Annotated in this window: 23 protein-coding genes and 1 tRNA gene; 18 read left to right on the top strand and 6 right to left on the bottom strand. The window is 55.3% G+C overall.

The features are described from left to right. Window positions 1-66: 66 nt before the first annotated feature. The 4 genes from DWZ82_RS15340 (at window position 67) to DWZ82_RS05275 (ending at window position 4138) form a co-directional block, all read left to right on the top strand. A complete protein-coding gene (locus DWZ82_RS15340; RefSeq protein WP_199667394.1) occupies window positions 67-1089 on the top strand; it encodes an SHOCT domain-containing protein in 1023 nt (340 codons plus the stop codon). 7 nt (window positions 1090-1096) lie between these two features. Beyond that, complete coding sequence (tadA, locus tag DWZ82_RS05265; protein WP_118479295.1) at window positions 1097-1597, top strand: tRNA adenosine(34) deaminase TadA; 501 nt, start codon at window positions 1097-1099, stop codon at window positions 1595-1597. Between the two features lie 92 nt (window positions 1598-1689). Next, window positions 1690-3057 (top strand): sodium-dependent transporter, encoded by a 1368-nt coding sequence (locus DWZ82_RS05270; protein ID WP_118479297.1) that lies wholly within the window; start codon window positions 1690-1692, stop codon window positions 3055-3057. Between the two features lie 529 nt (window positions 3058-3586). After that, window positions 3587-4138: a hypothetical protein gene (locus DWZ82_RS05275; RefSeq protein WP_118479299.1), complete on the top strand. Its 552-nt coding sequence runs from the start codon at window positions 3587-3589 to the stop codon at window positions 4136-4138. Between the two features lie 63 nt (window positions 4139-4201). On the opposite strand, the gene DWZ82_RS05280 is transcribed toward DWZ82_RS05275, so the two are convergent. Together DWZ82_RS05280 and DWZ82_RS05285 are read right to left on the bottom strand one after the other, a co-directional pair. Beyond that, window positions 4202-5560 carry a C40 family peptidase gene (locus DWZ82_RS05280; protein ID WP_118479301.1) on the bottom strand — a complete coding sequence of 453 codons (1359 nt, stop codon included), beginning with the start codon at window positions 5558-5560 and terminating at the stop codon, window positions 4202-4204. Window positions 5561-5631: 71 nt separating this feature from the next. Then, window positions 5632-5928 (bottom strand): hypothetical protein, encoded by a 297-nt coding sequence (locus DWZ82_RS05285; protein ID WP_110437114.1) that lies wholly within the window; start codon window positions 5926-5928, stop codon window positions 5632-5634. A gap of 486 nt (window positions 5929-6414) precedes the next feature. Between DWZ82_RS05285 and mtaB the strand changes: the two genes are divergently transcribed. The 4 genes from mtaB (at window position 6415) to DWZ82_RS05300 (ending at window position 10026) form a co-directional block, all read left to right on the top strand. Continuing rightward, the gene (gene mtaB, locus DWZ82_RS05290) at window positions 6415-7692 is read left to right on the top strand and encodes a tRNA (N(6)-L-threonylcarbamoyladenosine(37)-C(2))-methylthiotransferase MtaB (protein ID WP_118479303.1); all 1278 of its coding nucleotides are present in this window, start codon (window positions 6415-6417) and stop codon (window positions 7690-7692) included. A gap of 83 nt (window positions 7693-7775) precedes the next feature. Beyond that, the gene (locus DWZ82_RS15345) at window positions 7776-7946 is read left to right on the top strand and encodes a hypothetical protein (protein WP_199667396.1); all 171 of its coding nucleotides are present in this window, start codon (window positions 7776-7778) and stop codon (window positions 7944-7946) included. A gap of 1395 nt (window positions 7947-9341) precedes the next feature. Continuing rightward, the gene (gene efp, locus DWZ82_RS05295; protein ID WP_110437112.1) at window positions 9342-9908 is read left to right on the top strand and encodes an elongation factor P; all 567 of its coding nucleotides are present in this window, start codon (window positions 9342-9344) and stop codon (window positions 9906-9908) included. A 42-nt stretch (window positions 9909-9950) separates the two neighbouring features. Beyond that, window positions 9951-10026: transfer RNA gene (locus DWZ82_RS05300), tRNA-Val, on the top strand. 166 nt (window positions 10027-10192) lie between these two features. Here the strand turns inward: DWZ82_RS05300 and DWZ82_RS05305 are convergent. From DWZ82_RS05305 to DWZ82_RS05320, 4 genes are all read right to left on the bottom strand, one after another. Then, complete coding sequence (locus DWZ82_RS05305; RefSeq protein ID WP_158575092.1) at window positions 10193-11269, bottom strand: tyrosine-type recombinase/integrase; 1077 nt, start codon at window positions 11267-11269, stop codon at window positions 10193-10195. Between the two features lie 83 nt (window positions 11270-11352). Continuing rightward, complete coding sequence (locus DWZ82_RS05310; RefSeq protein WP_118479307.1) at window positions 11353-12303, bottom strand: DUF4236 domain-containing protein; 951 nt, start codon at window positions 12301-12303, stop codon at window positions 11353-11355. Window positions 12304-12350: 47 nt separating this feature from the next. Further along, window positions 12351-12773, bottom strand: a complete 423-nt coding sequence (locus DWZ82_RS05315; RefSeq protein WP_118479309.1) for an ImmA/IrrE family metallo-endopeptidase — start codon at window positions 12771-12773, stop codon at window positions 12351-12353. 4 nt (window positions 12774-12777) lie between these two features. Next, window positions 12778-13104, bottom strand: a complete 327-nt coding sequence (locus DWZ82_RS05320) for a helix-turn-helix domain-containing protein (protein WP_158574651.1) — start codon at window positions 13102-13104, stop codon at window positions 12778-12780. 146 nt (window positions 13105-13250) lie between these two features. On the opposite strand from DWZ82_RS05320, the gene DWZ82_RS05325 reads away from it, so the two are divergent. Genes DWZ82_RS05325 through DWZ82_RS15110 form a run of 10 tightly spaced genes read left to right on the top strand, consistent with a single transcriptional unit; the run spans window position 13251 to window position 17296 of the window. Then, window positions 13251-13448, top strand: coding sequence for a helix-turn-helix transcriptional regulator (locus DWZ82_RS05325; RefSeq protein ID WP_158574652.1), 198 nt, complete (start codon window positions 13251-13253; stop codon window positions 13446-13448). Further along, window positions 13449-13664 (top strand): helix-turn-helix domain-containing protein, encoded by a 216-nt coding sequence (locus DWZ82_RS05330; protein ID WP_118479311.1) that lies wholly within the window; start codon window positions 13449-13451, stop codon window positions 13662-13664. It begins immediately after the preceding gene. A gap of 33 nt (window positions 13665-13697) precedes the next feature. After that, window positions 13698-14144, top strand: coding sequence for a helix-turn-helix domain-containing protein (locus DWZ82_RS05335; RefSeq protein ID WP_118479313.1), 447 nt, complete (start codon window positions 13698-13700; stop codon window positions 14142-14144). Next, a complete protein-coding gene (locus DWZ82_RS05340) occupies window positions 14141-14431 on the top strand; it encodes a hypothetical protein (RefSeq protein WP_118479315.1) in 291 nt (96 codons plus the stop codon). Before DWZ82_RS05335 ends, DWZ82_RS05340 begins: the two co-directional genes overlap by 4 nt. Next, entirely contained in the window at window positions 14424-14633 is a 210-nt protein-coding gene (locus DWZ82_RS05345; RefSeq protein WP_118360495.1) for a hypothetical protein, read from the top strand. The genes DWZ82_RS05340 and DWZ82_RS05345 overlap by 8 nt, the downstream gene beginning before the upstream one ends. After that, entirely contained in the window at window positions 14630-15403 is a 774-nt protein-coding gene (locus DWZ82_RS05350) for a hypothetical protein (protein ID WP_118479317.1), read from the top strand. The genes DWZ82_RS05345 and DWZ82_RS05350 overlap by 4 nt, the downstream gene beginning before the upstream one ends. Next, complete coding sequence (locus tag DWZ82_RS05355; RefSeq protein ID WP_118479319.1) at window positions 15391-16692, top strand: replicative DNA helicase; 1302 nt, start codon at window positions 15391-15393, stop codon at window positions 16690-16692. The genes DWZ82_RS05350 and DWZ82_RS05355 overlap by 13 nt, the downstream gene beginning before the upstream one ends. Further along, window positions 16689-16859, top strand: coding sequence for a hypothetical protein (locus DWZ82_RS15105; protein ID WP_158575093.1), 171 nt, complete (start codon window positions 16689-16691; stop codon window positions 16857-16859). The genes DWZ82_RS05355 and DWZ82_RS15105 overlap by 4 nt, the downstream gene beginning before the upstream one ends. Beyond that, window positions 16852-17085, top strand: coding sequence for a hypothetical protein (locus DWZ82_RS05360; RefSeq protein WP_117490881.1), 234 nt, complete (start codon window positions 16852-16854; stop codon window positions 17083-17085). The genes DWZ82_RS15105 and DWZ82_RS05360 overlap by 8 nt, the downstream gene beginning before the upstream one ends. After that, a complete protein-coding gene (locus tag DWZ82_RS15110; protein WP_158575094.1) occupies window positions 17075-17296 on the top strand; it encodes a hypothetical protein in 222 nt (73 codons plus the stop codon). Before DWZ82_RS05360 ends, DWZ82_RS15110 begins: the two co-directional genes overlap by 11 nt. Window positions 17297-17319 lie beyond the last annotated feature (23 nt).

Consider the following 17319-nt stretch of genomic DNA (forward strand, 5'->3'; position numbering starts at 1 on the left):
CGGATGCAATTTGCAAGCAAATTGAAATTTTTAAGATTGGCTTTATTGTGGGGCAGGTGAATCTTGATGAGTAAAAACGTAGTTGCAACCATTCGAGAGGACGCACCGTTCGTACCGGCGGGACGTTATTACTTATTTTCTGAGTCGGCGGCGTGGACGCTGATGCCGACCGACGAGGGCAGCGGGCAGCTGCCGCTCACGCTGGACAAGGTCGCGTACACGCTTACCGCGGACGCGGCACCGACCGAGCCGGACGAAATGCAGGGCATGCTTCGTGTGTACAAGCTGCGCCCTGTCGCGTTGACATTGACATTCCGGGATAACGGCGCGAAAGCGGCGCTCACCGTGTCGTACAACACGGAAAACCTTGCGGTGCTGAAAAGCTGGGGATTCGACTGCCGCAGTGCCGGTGAGCCGATGGACAAGCCTGCGGAAACCTTCACGGTTGCCGTTAAAAACGGCGGCGGACTGCTGCCGAAGGGCAAGCTGGAGGTCTGGCGCGACGGCGATGCGCTGCGCTTTTTCCGTCGGGATAAGGGTCTCTACACGGGCAAGGGCAGCCTGCAGAGCGGTGAGCTGTCGGTTCGTTCGATTCGCTCGGTAAAAGCAGCGGGTGAAGTGCGTCGAGAGGCTTATCAGGTACACGGCACAGAGGGCGGTCTTATGACCGGCAGAGCGATCGCGATCGGTTCGGCGCTGGCACTTGTCTTTGGCTTGTTCGGTACACTTCTGCTGAATATTATCGGTCTGGTAATCGGCATCGTGATCGGCATAATCGTCGGCATTCAGACCAGTTTGCAGGAGGGTGAACCGGACCGTACGGAATACCGCGAGGTAGACGAGCGCAGCACAGCGGTAGAGATTGACGCACCGACAGGCGGTGCTGCAACCTTGTTCTTTGAACCGCAGGCAATGGAGAGCTTCGCTAAATTGCTGACGTTCGAGGAAATGCGCGGAGAAGCAAGGAAAACTGCACCAAAGGCGGATATGATCGACCAGTTGGAGCGGCTGGCTGGACTGCACGAAAAAGGGCACCTGACAGATGAAGAATTTGAGCAGGCGAAAGCGCGTCTGCTCGGGAAAATCTGAGGAATTTATGACCGAACAGGAAAAATACATGAAGGCCGCACTCAAGCTGGCGCAAAAGGCGGCAGACGAGGGCGAAGTGCCGGTCGGCGCGGTGGTTGTCTGCGCCGGCAAAATTGTCGGACGCGGACGCAACCGCCGGGAAACCCAAAAAAACGCACTGCACCATGCAGAAATCGAGGCCATCGAGAAGGCGTGTAAAAAGCTGGGCGGCTGGCGGCTGCACCGCTGCGACCTGTACGTTACGCTCGAGCCGTGCCCGATGTGCGCAGGTGCGCTCATCAACTCGCGCATGAAAACCGTGTACTACGGCGCACCCGACCCGAAGGCCGGTTCGTGCGGCTCGCTGATAAACCTGTTCGCACTGCCGTATAATCATCAGCCCGCGCTGGTGAGCGGCGTGCTGGAGCAGGAATGCGCGGACATTCTGCGGAATTTCTTCCGCGAGCTGCGTAAAAAACGGAAAGAAATCCGAAAAATCGAAAAATCCGCAGTCTCGGACGCGGAATGATAGCAATAATTGTCTAAATTGCTATACGAGAGTAAGTCATGCGTCTCGGACGCTTGATATAGTATGTAAATTAAAAGGGGTAAAAACAAGCAATGCAAAGAGAAAGACTCGGCTCGCGCCTCGGCTTCATCCTGCTTTCCGCAGGCTGCGCCATCGGCGTGGGCAACGTATGGAAGTTCCCGTGGATGGTCGGTCAGTACGGCGGCGGCGCGTTCGTCGTGTGCTATGTGCTGTTCCTGCTCATCCTCGGTCTGCCGATCATGACGATGGAATTTGCCATCGGCCGTGCGAGCCAGAAAAGTCCGGTGCGGGCGTATCAGGCGCTCGAGAAGCCGGGCAGCAAGTGGCATATCCACGGCTATCTGGCGATGATCGGCAACTATCTGCTGATGATGTTCTACACCACCGTGTGCGGTTGGATGCTGTACTACTTCTACCTGACGGTCAGCGGCCGATTTGTCGGCGCGACCGGTGAGCAGGTGCAGGCAGCCTTCCCGGAAATGCTCGGCAAGCCGGTGGTTATGACGGTCTGCATGGTTGCGGTTGTTGTCATCGGCTTTATGATCAACTCGTTCGGTCTGCAGGGCGGCCTGGAGCGCGTTACCAAGGTGATGATGATCATTCTGCTGGCCATCATGGTCGTTCTGGCAATCAACAGCATCATGACCGAAGGCTCGGGCGAGGGCCTGCGCTTCTATCTGATTCCAGATCTCGGCCGTATGCAGGAGTGCGGCATCGCCAATGTCATCGTTGCCGCGATGAATCAGGCGTTCTTCACGCTGTCGCTCGGCATCGGCGCGATGGCTATCTTCGGCAGCTATATCGGCAAGGGCCGTGCGCTGCTCGGCGAGGCCGTCAATGTTGCGATTCTGGATACGTTCGTAGCATTTACTGCCGGTCTGATCATCTTCCCGGCGTGCTTTGCCTTCGGTGTGGCACCGGACAGCGGTCCGAACCTGATCTTCGTTACGCTGCCGAATATCTTTAACCATATGGCGCTCGGCCGCCTGTGGGGCAGCCTGTTCTTCGTTTTCATGGCGTTTGCGGCCTTCTCGACCGTCCTCGCCGTGTTCGAGAACATCATGTCCTGCTGCATGGATCTGACCGGCTGGAGCCGTAAAAAGACTGCAGCCATCAACATCGTGCTGATGATCCTGCTGTCGCTGCCGTGCGTGCTCGGCTTCAATGTCTGGTCCGGCTTCCAGCCGTTCGGCGCAGGCTCGAATGTGCTCGACCTCGAGGACTTCCTCGTGTCCAACATCTGGCTGCCGCTCGGCTCGCTGTTTTACCTGCTGTTCTGCACCTCCCGCTACGGTTGGGGCTGGAAGAACTTCAAGGAGGAGGCCAACGAAGGCGGCGGATTCAAGGTCAAGGATAATATCCGCTTCTATGTAAGCTATATCCTGCCGATTATCGTGCTCATCATCTTTGCACTCGGCATTAAGGATAAGTTCTTCTAAAGAAATGCGAAAAGCACCGCGAAAGCGGTGCTTTGAGGCTGTCGAAAAACTTTGTTTTCCGAACAGCCTCTCGATTGAAACCACGCTTTCGAGCGAATCTCGAAGAAAAACCGCGTCCTGCGGACACATTTTTTCTTCCCTTGTATAAATTCCGAGATACATGCTCCCGGAATTTATGAATTTGCAAAGCAAATTCGATTGAATGCGTGCTGCCGCACGAAGCATAAAAATCGAATATTGCTTTTTCGACAAGCTGAAAGCACCGCGAAAGCGGTGCTTTTTTCGTATCCGGAGCAGTGATTGAGAATTGAAAATGGAGATTGACCCTGCGGTAAAGCAATGTTCAGATGGGTTGCACGGCGGGGCACCCCAGTGTGGCCTCTCTTGCCCTTAGGGCAATTTGCCTTGTGCCGCGGGTGCGGCGAACCTCATAGCCAAAGGTTGGCTCCAATTCCGTATCCGATAGCACGCATATAAACCCCAATCCCGCATAAGCTGTTGCAAGAAGCAAAAAAAGGAGGCACCCGCCATGCAGGAGGAAAAAAGCGCAGTCTATACCGTAATCTTAGGCGTATGCCTGCTCCTGTGCCTGCTGATGTTGGGAAATATGCTGATGGGCAGGGCGGATACCGGAACGGCGCCTGCCGCACCTGAGGAGGGCGATGCAATGGAATTTCACATCACGGAGGACGATATCGCGTCTGTGCTGACCGAAGCGCTGCCGTTTCCGGTCGAGGACACGGCGGTCAAAATCAGCCGTGACGGCACGATTGCCGTGACGGCAGCCGTAACCCGTCAAGCACTGACGGAAAGCAATCTGGTACCCGGCAAGCTGCGCACGGCGCTGCTGTTTCTGCCGGAGCGCTGCAAGCTGTACGGCGCGTGGAGCGCAGCTGTTTCAAACGGCAAACTCAGCCTTACCTGCCGGACCATCAAGCTGGAAGGCTTCACCTTGCCCGAGCAGACCGCTCAGGCACTCTCCGATGCGTTCGCCGCACAGTGGAATATCCGCATGGAACAGCGGGACTTCACGCCGCAGACCATACAGTGGCAGGACGGGGAAGCGGTGCTGCTGGGATAACTGCTCTCAACAGGCAAAAGAAAAATCCCTTCGGAAAACCGAAGGGATTTCTGGTATGTAACCTTACTCAAAAATTACGCGGCCTGCGCCCTGATAGCGGGTCGCATAGCTGCCAGTCAGCGACGAGTACTTAACCACATCGCCCGTGCTGGGTGCGTGAATAAACTGGTTACTGCCGACATAAATGCCTACATGGCTGATGGACGAGGTGCTGCTGCCGAAGAATACCAGATCGCCCGGCAGAAGATCGTCGCGGGAAACACGGGTGGTTGCATCATACTGAGCCTGAGCGACACGCGGGATGGAGCCGACCGTGTTCTTGAATACATAAGAGGTCAAGCCGGAGCAGTCAAAGCCGCTCGGCGTGCTGCCGCCGTATACATACGGAACACCGAGGAACTGTGCAGCATAGTTCAGCACGCTCTGGCGCTTTGCGCTGATCGAGACAGAAGCTGCGGTGTTCGACGGGGTGATCGCCGTACCGGACGAAGCAGTTACGAGGTAGTCCGCACTGATGTAGCCGGTCGTGCCTGCGTAGGATACCTTGCTCCAGCCGTTCGAGGTGCTCAGCACGGTAATAGCGGTGCCGTTCTTCAGCTCACCGAGAACGGTGGAAGAGGTGCTTGCCGCAGAGCGGAAGTTTACGGTAGAGGAGCACTTAACTACTGCTGCCGTACCGGTGGACGCGGACGTGTTATTGGATGCCGAACCGGTGGTCGATACATAATCCTGCTTGATGTAGCCGGTCTTGCCGGAGCAGTTTACCTTGCACCAACCGTTTGCGGTGCTGACAACGGTAACTGCAGTGCCGTTCTTCAGCTCTGCCAGAATGGAAGAGGAAGTATTGGCCTCGGAACGCAGGTTTACACTCGAGGAACACTTCACCGTACCGGCGGTGCCGGTCGTAGAGGTAACGGTGTTCGACGGAGCGATGGCGGTGCCGGCGGAGCTGCTTGCGAGCGTGATATAATCCGGATGGATATAGCCGGTCTTGCCATTGTATGTAACCTTGTACCAGCCGCTGCTTACGCCGACTACATTTACCTTGGTGCCGTTCTTCAGCTCACCGTAAGAGGTGGACGAGGTGTTCGGCGCCGAACGGAAATTTACACTGCTCGAGCACTTTACAGTGCCGGTGCCGAGTGCAACGTCGGTTGCGGTGGTGCCGGTCAGGTACTCGCCGCTGACGTAGCCTTCCTTGCCGTTTACGGATACCTTGTACCAGCTGGAGCTGTTATTCAGTACCGCAACCGTGGTACCCTTGGAGAGGGTCGTGATCACTGCACCGCCGGGGGACTGACGCAGGTAAAGCGAATCTGCGTTTACCTTGGCCTGAAATACTGCCAGCGAGTTCGGCAGGACCATCGACATCGCAAGTGCACCGGAAAGTGCGAAGCGAGCGAGTTTTTTAGAAAAAGACATGAAATTGAAGCCTCCGTTTCAAAATGGGAGAAAACAGCCTTTACACTGCCGCAGCAAGCTGCGGGGAAGTCTTACTTCGTGTGCAGTGCTCTGCCGAGCCAGATGGATGCAATATCCATCGCTGCCCACATGCTGTTCTTCTCGGTTTTCTTGACGATACGCTCTTTCATACGTACGTTGGGATCGGTCTGCTGAAGCTGTACGGATACACGCTTTGCAACCGGCAGACCCTTGTAATCACTAGATTCGAGGATCTGCATCATAATGATGTGAGAGTCACTCATCGAGCCGTAATAGATGATGTTTTCCTTACGCATCAGCGGGTGACCCTTGTATTCCAGAAGGTTATTCTTCTTGGTGGTAGGCATTATCTGCACTCCTTATAGTTACAAAATGGTTACATTCCAAAGTTACATTACGGTTACAGTATAGCATGCTTGAACAGGTTTGTCAAACATTGTTTTGAAATTTCGCATTTTTGTGATAAAATAGAGCCTGTCAAACGCGAAAAAAACGCAGGAATCGACAGCGAAAATCCACAGCGGCCGCACGCGCACGAGAGTAAGGTTACAGACGCTGTAACCCAATCAAACACCATAGGCAACACCCCACAATTAAAGCTGCGGCTTCTTGTGCAGGCTCCGGTCGCACTGCCGCGGCGCTTTGCGGTAATTTTGTGTCCTAACTTCGTTGTAATTTCACGGTAATACATCAAGTATTACCGCAAAACTACGCCTCGTTAGTACGCAAAATTCCTCGCAAATCGCTCTTGTTCAATTATGCGGTGTTACCTATTATATATAGGCGTTCACAGAGCGCGTGTCGGGCCGCTGAGAGCAAAGGAATGTACATTTGTGAAATTTGCTTTTTTCACCTTGGGCTGCAAGGTTAATTTATTTGAGACGCAGGCGCTCAGTCAGCTGGCGCAGGCGCGCGGACACGAGATTGTTGATAAGGACGCGGACGCCGTAATCGTCAACACCTGTACGGTAACATCGGTGTCCGACCATAAGAATATCCGCGCGTTCCACAAGCTGCGGAGAGACAATCCGAACGCAGTTATCGCGGCGTGCGGCTGCTTTGCACAGACCGACCCGGAGCGTGTCCGCGCCACCGGTGAGATCGACCTCATCTGCGGTACCAGGGACAGGGCGCAGGTGATCGACCTGTGCGAGCAGGCCGTCAGCGGACAGGCCGTACAGGTGCATGAGAGCGAGGACAGCGGCTTTGAAACTCTGCCTGCCGGTATTCCGCACGGCCGCACGCGCGCGCTGCTCAAGATCGAGGACGGCTGCAACAACTTCTGCACCTACTGCATCATTCCGTATGCGAGAGGGCGGGTGCGCTCTCTGCCGGTTGAGCAGGCGCTCGAGCAGACGGCGCGGCTGGCTGACGCAGGTGTGCACGAGATCGTGCTGACCGGCATCGAGATCGCGTCCTACGGCAAAGACTTCAAGCCGCAGGTGCCGCTCACCGAACTGTTAGAGAAGCTGCTGACCGCGCAGCCGAACGTGCAGTTCCGGCTCGGCTCCCTCGACCCGCGGGCGGTGGACGATGCGTTTTGTGAACGGCTTGCCGGCTTTGCCAATCTCGCACGACATTTTCATTTGTCTATGCAGAGCGGCTGCGATACCGTTCTCCGGCGCATGAACCGCCACTACACGAGTGAGGAATTTTACCAGTGTGTCGAGCGGCTGAGACGTGCGTTTCCGGACTGCTCGGTTACGACCGATTTGATTGTCGGCTTTCCGGGCGAGACTGAGGACGAGTTTACGCAGACGCTGGCCTTTCTGGAGAGATGCGCGTTCGCGTCCGTGCATGTATTCCCGTATTCTGTGCGCGAGGGCACAAAGGCGGCCGCCATGCCGTGTCAGCTCGATCAGCAGACCAAAACCGCCCGCGCCGAGCGGGCAAAACAGGTGGCAGAAACGCTCAGCATTGCCTATCGAAAGCAGTTTGTCGGCCGCACGCTGTACGCGCTGCCTGAGCACCCGACCGGCGGCCTGTGGGCGGCGCACGGACGCTACGGCTTTCCTGTATATATAGAGGATAAGGCGGAGAAAAATCATCCGGTCACCGTAAAGGTTATCGGTCTGCACAAGGACGGCGTATTGGCGAAAATTGAGAATTGAAAATTGAGAATGGAGAATGTGTAACCACTTTCGGCCTCTTACCATAGAATGTAATGAAATCTTTGATAGGAGGAAATGACAGTATGTGTTCTTCTAACGGCTTCTGGGGCGAAAATTCCTGGTGGTGGATCATCATCCTGATCATCTTGATCTGGGTATGCTGCGGTCAGGGCAGCGGCGGCTGCGGTTCCTGCGGTACCTGTGGTGATAATACCTGCGGCGGCTGCGGTAATTGCGGCAACTGCTGCTGCTGAGCAGCCGACATATCCGCAGAAGGGAGAGGCACCGCGTGAGCGGTGCCTTTTTCGTTTTCGCGGTATAGGGCAACCGGGGGGATGCGAACCGCGCAGGCGGTCTTTTCGGCACCGGCTGACCGGGGGACGCGAACTGCGTAAGCGTGTTCGCCCCTAACGGGCGGGGAGGTTTTCGCTGAACCTCAGCGGGGAGTGCGCCTACCCGGCGGGGGCACAAGAGGGTAGACACCTGCGGTTTCCACCCTCTTGTGAATTTCCCCTTTCCCTTGGAGAGTCTGGCGCAGATTGCCGACATGTGACCGCTGCGAAAATAGGGGAACGGCAGAGGATTTTTTTTACCGTAGGGGAGCACAGTGTGCTCCCATGTCCCGACATATTCGCAGCGTCAGATAAATTACTGCTACATATGTGGGTTCATCTACGCAGGCGCGACATACCCGTGTCGCGCAAATCCTTGGCACGTTGTAACGCACGGCACCTACGAATTAAGCGTTTGGTACAATTTATCCTCGTAGGTGCTGTCTATCATAACGCGCTCACGAATTGCGCGGCACTGCTATGCCGCGCCCAGCGGAGGTTTTCTGATCTGTGTAGCAGTAATGTATCTGACACTGCGAACAGGTTGAGAAAGATACGGAAGAAAAAATCCTCTGCCGTACCCCTTTTCGGAGCGGTCACATATAGGAAATCTGCGCCGGGCTAACAAACAAGGGAAAGGTAGGAGTTCAAAGAGGAAGGAAAACCGCAGGTTGTCCTTCCTTTTTGCCCCCGCCGCGGGGCGCGGCACGCTCCCGCCGTCCGCAGACGGCGAATCCCCCCGCTGAGGTTCAGCGGAAAACTTCCCGCCCGGAAAGGGCGAACCCGCCTGCGGCAGTTCGAGCACCCCGGTCCGCTGGTGCAGAAAAGGAGCCGCCCGTCAGGGGCGAACACGCTAACGCAGTTCGCGCACCCCGGCTTTCCGGTGCAGAAAAAGGAGCCGCCCCGTCAGGGCGAACACGCCTGCGGCAGTTCGAGTGCCCCGCTGGGTCGGTGCAGAAAAGGAGCCGCCCATTAGGGGCGAACACGCTAACGCAGTTCGCGCACCCCGGCTTTCCGGTGCAGAAAAGGAGCCGCCCCGTCAGGGCGAACCCGCTGACGCAGTTCGAGCACCCCGCTCAGCCGGTGCAGAAAAGGAGCCGCCCCGTTAGGGCCGAACCCGCCTGCGGCAGTTCGTGTGCCCCGGTCAACCAGTGCAGGAAAGCGCCGAGTTCCACCGCAATAAAATTTTTCAAGAAAATATGCGTTACCCTCTTGCAAAATACGTGAAAATAGGGTATTATATACAAGCACTGTTTTGTATGAACAGTCGAATGATGCTTAATGATGTAAAAAATACTATTATTTGGAGGCATAGCGATTATGACCGCAGGTGAATTTCGTAACGGCGTAACTTTTGAAATGGACGGTCAGGTACAGCAGGTTATTGAGTTCCAGCATGTAAAGCCGGGCAAGGGCGCTGCTTTTGTTCGTGTCAAGATGAAGAACGTCGTAACCGGTGCGGTTACTGAGACCTCCTTCAACCCGACTGCTAAGTTCGAGGAGGCTTTCGTAGAGCGCCGCGAGATGCAGTATCTGTACAATGAAGGTGACCTGTACTACTTCATGGACAACGAGACCTACGAGCAGATTCCGATCAGCAAGGATACTCTGGGCGACGATTTCCGTTTCGTGAAGGAGAACGAGAACGTTAAGGTTCTTTCCTACAAGGGCAGCGTTTTCGCAGTTGAGCCGCCGCTGTTCGTTGAGCTCGAGATCACTGAGACCGAGCCGGGCGTTAAGGGCAACACTGCTACTAACGTACTCAAGCCCGCTACCGTTGAGACCGGTGCTGTTGTTAAGGTTCCGATCTTCATCGAGCAGGGTGAGCGCATCCAGATCGACACCCGTACCGGTGAGTATCTGGGCCGCAGCAAGACCAAGTAAAAACTTGCAGCCAGCAGGGATGGCAGCCGCCGTCCCTGATTTGGACATTTAGCTCAGCTGGAAGAGCATCCGCTTGACGTGCGGAAGGTCAGCGGTTCGAACCCGTTAATGTCCACCAATTCAAATCCCGTCAGAAATGACGGGATTTTTTCTATATTTAAGACTTTTAGGTATTTGCGGTGGAAAATGTTCTGGAAAACGTAAAAAGCAGAATGTGCATTTCACAGCACATACAGCACAGAAAACCAACAAAAATAAAAATGATGTAGGAAACGTGTTGGAAATCAAACCTGCAATTCCCGTACATCTTCCTCGGTGACGTGGCTGTAAATATTGGCGGTGGTGCTGATGTCTGCGTGGCCCATGAGATACTGGGCGGTTTTCAGATCCACGCCCTGACGGCGCAGATTACTGCAGTAAGTGTGCCGGAGATAGTGCGGCGTGATCGCCGGATCAAAGGCGTGCTTGACAACGGCGTTGCGGTACAGCTCGGCACCGGCCGCAATGTCGCAAGCCCGGTAGAAGCTGTGCCACATGCGGCGCATTTTGGTCATGGACAGCATGCGGCCGTTTCCGATATGAAAGAAATACCTCGATTTCATGTCCAACTGTTTTTGAAGTTCGGCAGGGATGGGAACATAGCGTGCTCCGGCTGCGGTTTTCGTAGACTTCAAAGTCGGCTGGTTCGATTTCGTCTTATATTCGACGGACTGCGAGATACACAGCAGGCCATCCTTGACATCGCGGGCACCGATCGGCACGGTTTCGCCGCGGCGCAGGCCGCAGTCAAGCATGAGCAGCACCCACGGTCCGGCATAGTGACGCTTTGCGACTTCGCGCACGATCTGCTCCTCGGCGCGGGTCAGTGCACGGCGGCTTTTTTCATCCTCGCCCACAGTTTCGATACGGCGGAACGGAGAGGAGGCAATCAGGCCGTTGATCTCCGCCTGCTCAAAGATAGCGTGCGTGATGTAATGCAGTTTGGCGGCGGTGCTTGCACCGAGCGGCTTGCCTTTACTGGTCCTTGCGTTGTTCATCATTTCCTGCAGTTGGAACGGCTTCACGTTATCCAACGCCAGAAAACCAATCGCCGGACAGATGCGCAGCCGCAAGTGCTCCTCGTAATTGTTGCGCTGGCTCTCGCCAACGTGCGGCTCCTTGTAGGTGTGATACCACTGCCACGCCCACTGCTCGACAGTAACCTTGCCGGGCGTGCCGCCGCGTGCGACCAGCATTTGCACGGCGCGTACCTTGGCCTCAAATCTTGCCTTGTTGTTGTCTTGGATGTACTTGCGGATCGGTGTGCCATCGTCCTTGTGGCCGATGACAATGGTGCGCGAGTATTTGTATTTGTTAGCCATAAAAACCTCCAAAAACGTACATTTGTTCGATTGCATGATTGAAAATATAGCAGACCCCAAGGGGAGAGGTCTGCTGTTTATTTTTATGCGCACTTTTGGCAGGGCGTGCGGCTGCCGACCTGATCCATCGTGACTGCGCGGGCATTCTTGCCGGCACAGCTTGCGGAACGGTGCCAACGCTTGCCGCTGGGCGTGATGTAAACAGTCTCACTCTGCTGAGCGGCGGCCTGTTCCTGCGCTGCTTGCTGAGTCGCTGCAGCTTCGGCGGATGCCTGTTCTTGCGCAGCCTTTTCAGCGGCAGCCTTTTCAGCTGCCTCCTGCTCGGCTGCTCGATCATGGACAGTAACTTGTCCGGTCTGTTGCACATCACTGTCGGCGGCGCGAACGGTGTAGTCTGCGGTGCCTGCGGCTTTGCCAGTAAGCGTCACCTCTACGCGTGCCGGATCGCTGAGACATTCCGCCGATACGGCAAGCACATCGCTGTCTGAGGTGGTGGCATATACTGCGTCAGCGGTCATCGCAAAGTCGGACGGATCAACGGTATAGGTCAGGGTCTGACTGCTGCCGAGGTCAATCTCGGTAACAGCATCGCTTGTCTGCGTCAGCTGTGTAATGACTGCGGCCTGTGTGCCATCGTTAGCCGTATCGGTCTGCTTGTCTTTATCATCCGTGCCACCGATGCAGCTGCCAAGCGCACCGATAATCAGCAATGCAATAAAAGCATATACGGCACAGCCACAGCAGCCGTTTTTCTTCTTTTCTTCTTGCGGCTGCGCAGGCTGCAGGTCAGGTCTAATGGGTTGCGCGTTATTGGACGAGGAGGAACGGATAGAAGTCTTGCTGCCGCCGATCTTCTCGGTTTTGCTGTACGACAGACCGGTGCCAGGCAGACCGACGGTCGTAGTTTTGCGGCCGCTACTATTGACCGACACGCGGGCACCCTTGACGCCGGCAGAAATGCCGACTGATTTTTTACCAACGTTTACACGCACGCCCGGTGCGATTTTAAACGATTTACGAAATCTGAATCCCATAGCCTAAACCCCTTTATCGAGGTGTTCAATTTGAACACCTTTATTTTTTACTCAAATTTATAGTTTTTGCGCTCTGTGTAGTAGGAGAGCGCCCAACGCATGAAATCCTCGGTCACGTCAAAATACTCGGCCAAGTCCCACACTTCGGTGATGCCGTTTTTGACGGCTTGCTTGAGCTTACCCCAAGGGATAAGCCGATACACCGCCCAGGCATTTGCCTTGTTCTCGTGCTGGGCGCGGACATCAAACGGCGTGTATTTGTTGTAAAAACCACCGTAGACACAGTGGCCGAGTTCGTGCGACAGCTTGACTGCCTCGTCCGCTTCGGAGCGGATCTTGGTCGGGTCCAGAGCGATGGCGCAAGTGCCACCGATTGGAACCGAGAAAGCCTCGGCTGTCTGCATGGGGAAGTAGTCCACGTCAATGTGGTTCCGCCATGCGTATAGATATAAGCTCGTTCTGCGATCCATAAAGTTACCTTTTGTTATATTGCTCACGCTTGAAACGCGCGTAAGCCTTGATGTCCTCTAATGTTGCATCGTCTATATCAGTCGTCCCAAAAAGTGCAAATTTGATGTCATCATCGTAAATTGATGGTCGTTTATTGCTCGATCGTCCCATCAGGTACTCAATCGAAACGCCGAAAAAGTCTGACAGACGGGAGAGCGTGTCAAAATTCGGTTCGCTGTCTCCGGTTTCGTATTTAGCGTATGTGGAGCGATCAGCCCCCAAAAAATCAGCCACATCCTTCTGCGTTAGCTTGCGTGGGTCTGATTTCCGTACAGTTTTGAGGTTGTTCATAATCATCACCTGATTCAATTATATGTGAAAGAAATTCACATTGCAATGATAAGAGAAAAAACTCCACAAAATACTTGACAATGTGGAGATACTCCACTATAATAGAATCATCAAATGTGAAGAATGTTCACAAAAGAGGTGAGAACGTGGAAAAAATTAGAATTTTACGAGAATCAAAAGGCATCACACAGCAGGCAATGGCGGCAGAACTCAATGTCGATCGCAGTACAGTTGCAAAGTGGGAATTAGCAGGAACGTATCCTCGTCCGAAATTCCTGCCGATGATTGCACGCTTGCTCGGCTGCACGATTGATGCGCTGTATGACGAAAAGGAGGTAGTCTAAATGGCATCGAACAAGTACATGACGGTCGATCAGCTTGCCGAGCGCTGGATGTGCTCGCCGTCATACGTTCGCACCTTGCTCCGGAGCGGTCAGTTGTCAGCAGTAAAAATTGCAGGCTGGAAGGTCCGCCAGGATGAAGTCCTGCGTTTTGAAAAAGCAAAGGAGCAGGCCGACACAGAAGCGCTGCGGCAACAGCGTATCGGTTACATTGTGTAATTATTGTAACGCACGGCAAAGGAGGAAACCAGTGTGCGAGAGAACAGAAATATCTATCAATCTGCACGCGAGCTGAAAGGTTTGACGCAGGAAGTTGCCGCCGAGCGACTGGATCTGTCGGTTGAAAGCCTCGGGGCCTACGAGCAAGATCGCCGTCGGCCACCGGACAGCACGGTGCTCCGCATGGCGCAGCTGTACGATTTCCCGTACTTATGCTATCAGCATATCCAGTCGGGTGATTTGGCAGGTGTGATGCCGGAGGTCAACGTAAAATCACTGGAGCACGCGGCAATGCGGATCGTGCGGCTGATCGGTGGTTTTGCACGCAATGGTCAGTTCGATCAGCTGCTGCAAATCTGCGAGGATGGCGTTATCGCCGAGGAAGAACGCCCGGCATTCGACTGCATTACATCCGAACTGGGCGAGATCGTGTCTGCGGCATTGGAGCTGACATACGCATCGAAAGGAGCAGAAAAGTGAAATCCAGACAAAGAAAAAGCGCCTGCACGGCGGCAACCGTAGCAAGCGCAAATGCGAAAACATCTTACGATTATTATACCACGGCAGCAGTTAAGCGTCAAGTACCGGATTTTGAGGTGCTGAACGGCGGCTGTGCGGGCGTGCGCCCGCACATGGTCGGCATCGGCTTTGCGCTGCTGCTGCTCACGGCCGGACTGACGGACAACGGCACGCTGCCGCTGTGGGGTACGGTGCTGGCCGGTATGGTCGGCATGGCTCTGTTGATGGGAGGGGTACGCAATGCATGAAGTAAACGTGCGGCTGCCAATCCCTGACGAGCTGTGGACAGAAATTGCGGAGCTGGCAGAGAAGAAGAGCAGCCGACCGGGAGAACTGGCTGAATTTCTGGTGATGGTCGGTCTGTATCATCATCTGCGCCAGAACATCGACATGTACAAGGCAAGCATTATGCTGAGCGAGAGGCGAAAGGAGGGGAAGGTTGACACATGAATTTCCATTTTGACGGTGCTGTGGCTGAAATGTACGGCGTGGACGGTGCGGTTTTTATATCGCGCCTGCAGTTCTGGATCGAGAAGAATGCCGCCAACGACCGGCACTATCACGAAGGCCGATACTGGACGTACAATAGCCTGCGTGCCATGGAAAAACTGTTCCCGTTTTGGTCACGGCGGCAGATTGAGCGCATTGTCAAAAACCTCAAGGACAAGGGCGTTCTGCTGACCGCGAACTACGCCAGGGACAGCCATGACCGCACCCTGTTTTACGCCCTCGACGAGAGCAAATTACCCATTTCACCGTTTGGTGGTGACGTGTCACCGTTTGGTGACACCACCCCGTCACCGTCCGGTGACAACCTGTCACCAAACGGTGAAATGATTAATGAACAGTTAAAGACACAGATAAAAGAAGAGGAAGATAAGGCAAATAAGCTCGAAATAAGCAATAAGCCTCAGCAGCTTGCAGACCGGTACAACGCCATCTGCACCAGTCTGCCGAAGGTCGTCCGTCTGACGGACAAGCGCCGCCGAGCGGTGCGCCTGATCTACGGCAAGGGCTACACACCGGAGCAGCTCGATGAGGCGTTCCGCAAGGCCCAGAGCAGCAGCTTCTGTACCGGCCAAAACGACCGCAACTGGAAAGCAGACTTTGACTGGATGCTGAACGAGAGCAATCTGGTCAAGGTGCTCGAGGGTAAGTACGATAATCAGGCGGCAGCTAAGCCGCCTGAGAAGGGAGGCGGACGCAAATGGCTGAAATGATGGACCTGTACAACGAGGCCGAGAACAGCGTGCTCGGCACGCTGATCGCGGACGCCGAGGTAAACGCCTCGCTGGTGTTCACACGGGTACGGCCCGAGGATTTCGTCACCGGAATCTCGCGGCAGATTTTTGAGACCTGCCGGGCGATGTACGGCCGCGGCGATGTGATCGACCCGCTGACCGTCAAGGCGGCCTGCGGCTCTGAGTTTGCAACATGGCTCAAGGAGCTGGAGCAGATCACGCCGTCGGCACGGTACTGCGGCGCGTATGTGGACAAGCTGCTCGAGCTGTCCCGTCGGTATCGGCTGCAGAAGCTGTTCCGCGAGGCGCTGGACGGCAACTTCGCGGGTCTGCCGATGGAAGAACTCATCGGCAAGATCGAGTGCATGAACAACGTGGTCGCGGATGACAACGACCAGCGCAGCAGCACGATGACCGACCTGCTCGCGGATTTTTACACCCGCATGGGGCAGGAGCGGCAGTATCTCGATTGGGGCTTTGACGAGCTGAACCGCTATGTCAAGGTCAACCCCAAGCACTATGTCGTGGTTGGCGCTCGACCGAGTGCAGGCAAGACCGCATTTGCCCTGCAGGTGGCGTTACATATGGCCGAGAAGCATAACGTCACGTTTTTCTCACTCGAAACCGACAGCGAGACGGTCGAGGACCGCATCATGGCGGCGCAGGCCGGTGTTGACCTGGCGCACATCCAGTCCGGCAATCTGGAGGAGGCCGAAACAGTCACACTGGTCGAGGCCAAGCGCAAACTGGCCGACCGGAATTTCCACTTTTACGAGGCAACCGGCGTTACGGTCGATGAGATTCGCGCCGTGACCTGCCGAAACAAGTCGGACATCATCGTGGTGGACTATCTGCAGCTTGTCCGGTCGAGCGATCCCAAGCACATCGGCAAGGAGTACGAGACCATCACCGAGGTTACGACCGCATTGCAGCGGCTCGCCAAAAGCGGCGTGTGCGTGATTGCGCTCAGCCAGCTCAGCCGAGGCGGCGAGGGCATGGCAGCCTTGCGTGGCTCCGGCCAGATCGAGCAGGACGCCGATGTGGTTATGCTGCTCGACTACCCGTCCGAAAAGGATGTGGAGAGCGACGAGGAGGCCGCTGATCTGGAAGCAGGCCGCCTGCGCGTGATCGAGATTGTCAAAAACAAGGGCGGCCGCCGAGGGTCTATCCCGTTCTGGTTCTGCGGCTCGCAGCAGCGGTTCCTCGCCCAGTGGCAAGGATTTTACCAGTCCAAATTACGCATGATGGAGGATGATGCAACAGCATGAGATTAAGCAAAGCAATCCCGCGCCTGCGGTTTGAGCGCCGCCGGTTGTACGCGCAGAGTAAGGTCTGTCCGCCGGAAATGCGGCGGGAATACCGAGAGAGAGCCGAGGCAATCGGCGCGGTGCTTGGATATATCAAACGGAACCGGAAGGAGAAACAGCATGATTGAGATTAAAATTGACGGGACAACGGTTGAAATTATGGCAAATCCTCGTGATGATGACGATTTGCTTTGTGATTCCGCGCGAGTGCTGTGTGCCTTGCAGTATGTTGCGCGTAAATACATCATCCGCGAGATTGCAGACAGCATGATCAAGCAACTGTGCGAGATGCTGATGAATGGCGATTTTGATAGCGCCGAGTTTAAGCCACACGAGGTGCAACATGGCAGCTGAGACACGCCGCGTCATTTGGCGGCATCCGCGCGGCATCTACGAAACGGTTGAGGTATCCGGCACCGGCGTATTCGGCGTGCCGTATAGCTATCGTGAAACCGTCTACACAGCGAACCGCGACACACGCGGCGTGGCCCACAAGGAAATCCAGCCTGCACCGCCGAACGGCGGCAGACCGGCCGGAGGTCCGCGCACAAAGAAAAACCACTAAAACAAGAAAAAGGAGCGAAAACA

The sequence above is a fragment of the Butyricicoccus sp. AF35-5AC genome (genome assembly GCF_003477715.1).
Taxonomy (GTDB): domain Bacteria; phylum Bacillota; class Clostridia; order Oscillospirales; family Butyricicoccaceae; genus Agathobaculum; species Agathobaculum butyriciproducens.

Bases quoted from the DNA above. Each gene is read 5' to 3' on its own strand.
- DWZ82_RS15110 (WP_158575094.1), top strand. From the start codon at position 17,075: ATGGCAGCTGAGACACGCCGCGTCATTTGGCGGCATCCGCGCGGCATC.
- DWZ82_RS05270 (WP_118479297.1), top strand. From the start codon at position 1,690: ATGCAAAGAGAAAGACTCGGCTCGCGCCTCGGCTTCATCCTGCTTTCC.
- DWZ82_RS05275 (WP_118479299.1), top strand. From the start codon at position 3,587: ATGCAGGAGGAAAAAAGCGCAGTCTATACCGTAATCTTAGGCGTATGC.
- DWZ82_RS05360 (WP_117490881.1), top strand. From the start codon at position 16,852: ATGATTGAGATTAAAATTGACGGGACAACGGTTGAAATTATGGCAAAT.
- DWZ82_RS05285 (WP_110437114.1), bottom strand. From the start codon at position 5,928: ATGCCTACCACCAAGAAGAATAACCTTCTGGAATACAAGGGTCACCCG.
- DWZ82_RS05280 (WP_118479301.1), bottom strand. From the start codon at position 5,560: ATGTCTTTTTCTAAAAAACTCGCTCGCTTCGCACTTTCCGGTGCACTT.
- DWZ82_RS05320 (WP_158574651.1), bottom strand. From the start codon at position 13,104: ATGAACAACCTCAAAACTGTACGGAAATCAGACCCACGCAAGCTAACG.
- DWZ82_RS05345 (WP_118360495.1), top strand. From the start codon at position 14,424: ATGCATGAAGTAAACGTGCGGCTGCCAATCCCTGACGAGCTGTGGACA.
- DWZ82_RS15340 (WP_199667394.1), top strand. From the start codon at position 67: ATGAGTAAAAACGTAGTTGCAACCATTCGAGAGGACGCACCGTTCGTA.
- DWZ82_RS05310 (WP_118479307.1), bottom strand. From the start codon at position 12,303: ATGGGATTCAGATTTCGTAAATCGTTTAAAATCGCACCGGGCGTGCGT.
- DWZ82_RS15105 (WP_158575093.1), top strand. From the start codon at position 16,689: ATGAGATTAAGCAAAGCAATCCCGCGCCTGCGGTTTGAGCGCCGCCGG.
- DWZ82_RS05305 (WP_158575092.1), bottom strand. From the start codon at position 11,269: ATGGCTAACAAATACAAATACTCGCGCACCATTGTCATCGGCCACAAG.
- DWZ82_RS05355 (WP_118479319.1), top strand. From the start codon at position 15,391: ATGGCTGAAATGATGGACCTGTACAACGAGGCCGAGAACAGCGTGCTC.
- DWZ82_RS05315 (WP_118479309.1), bottom strand. From the start codon at position 12,773: ATGGATCGCAGAACGAGCTTATATCTATACGCATGGCGGAACCACATT.
- DWZ82_RS05350 (WP_118479317.1), top strand. From the start codon at position 14,630: ATGAATTTCCATTTTGACGGTGCTGTGGCTGAAATGTACGGCGTGGAC.
- DWZ82_RS05330 (WP_118479311.1), top strand. From the start codon at position 13,449: ATGGCATCGAACAAGTACATGACGGTCGATCAGCTTGCCGAGCGCTGG.
- tadA (WP_118479295.1), top strand. From the start codon at position 1,097: ATGACCGAACAGGAAAAATACATGAAGGCCGCACTCAAGCTGGCGCAA.
- DWZ82_RS15345 (WP_199667396.1), top strand. From the start codon at position 7,776: ATGTGTTCTTCTAACGGCTTCTGGGGCGAAAATTCCTGGTGGTGGATC.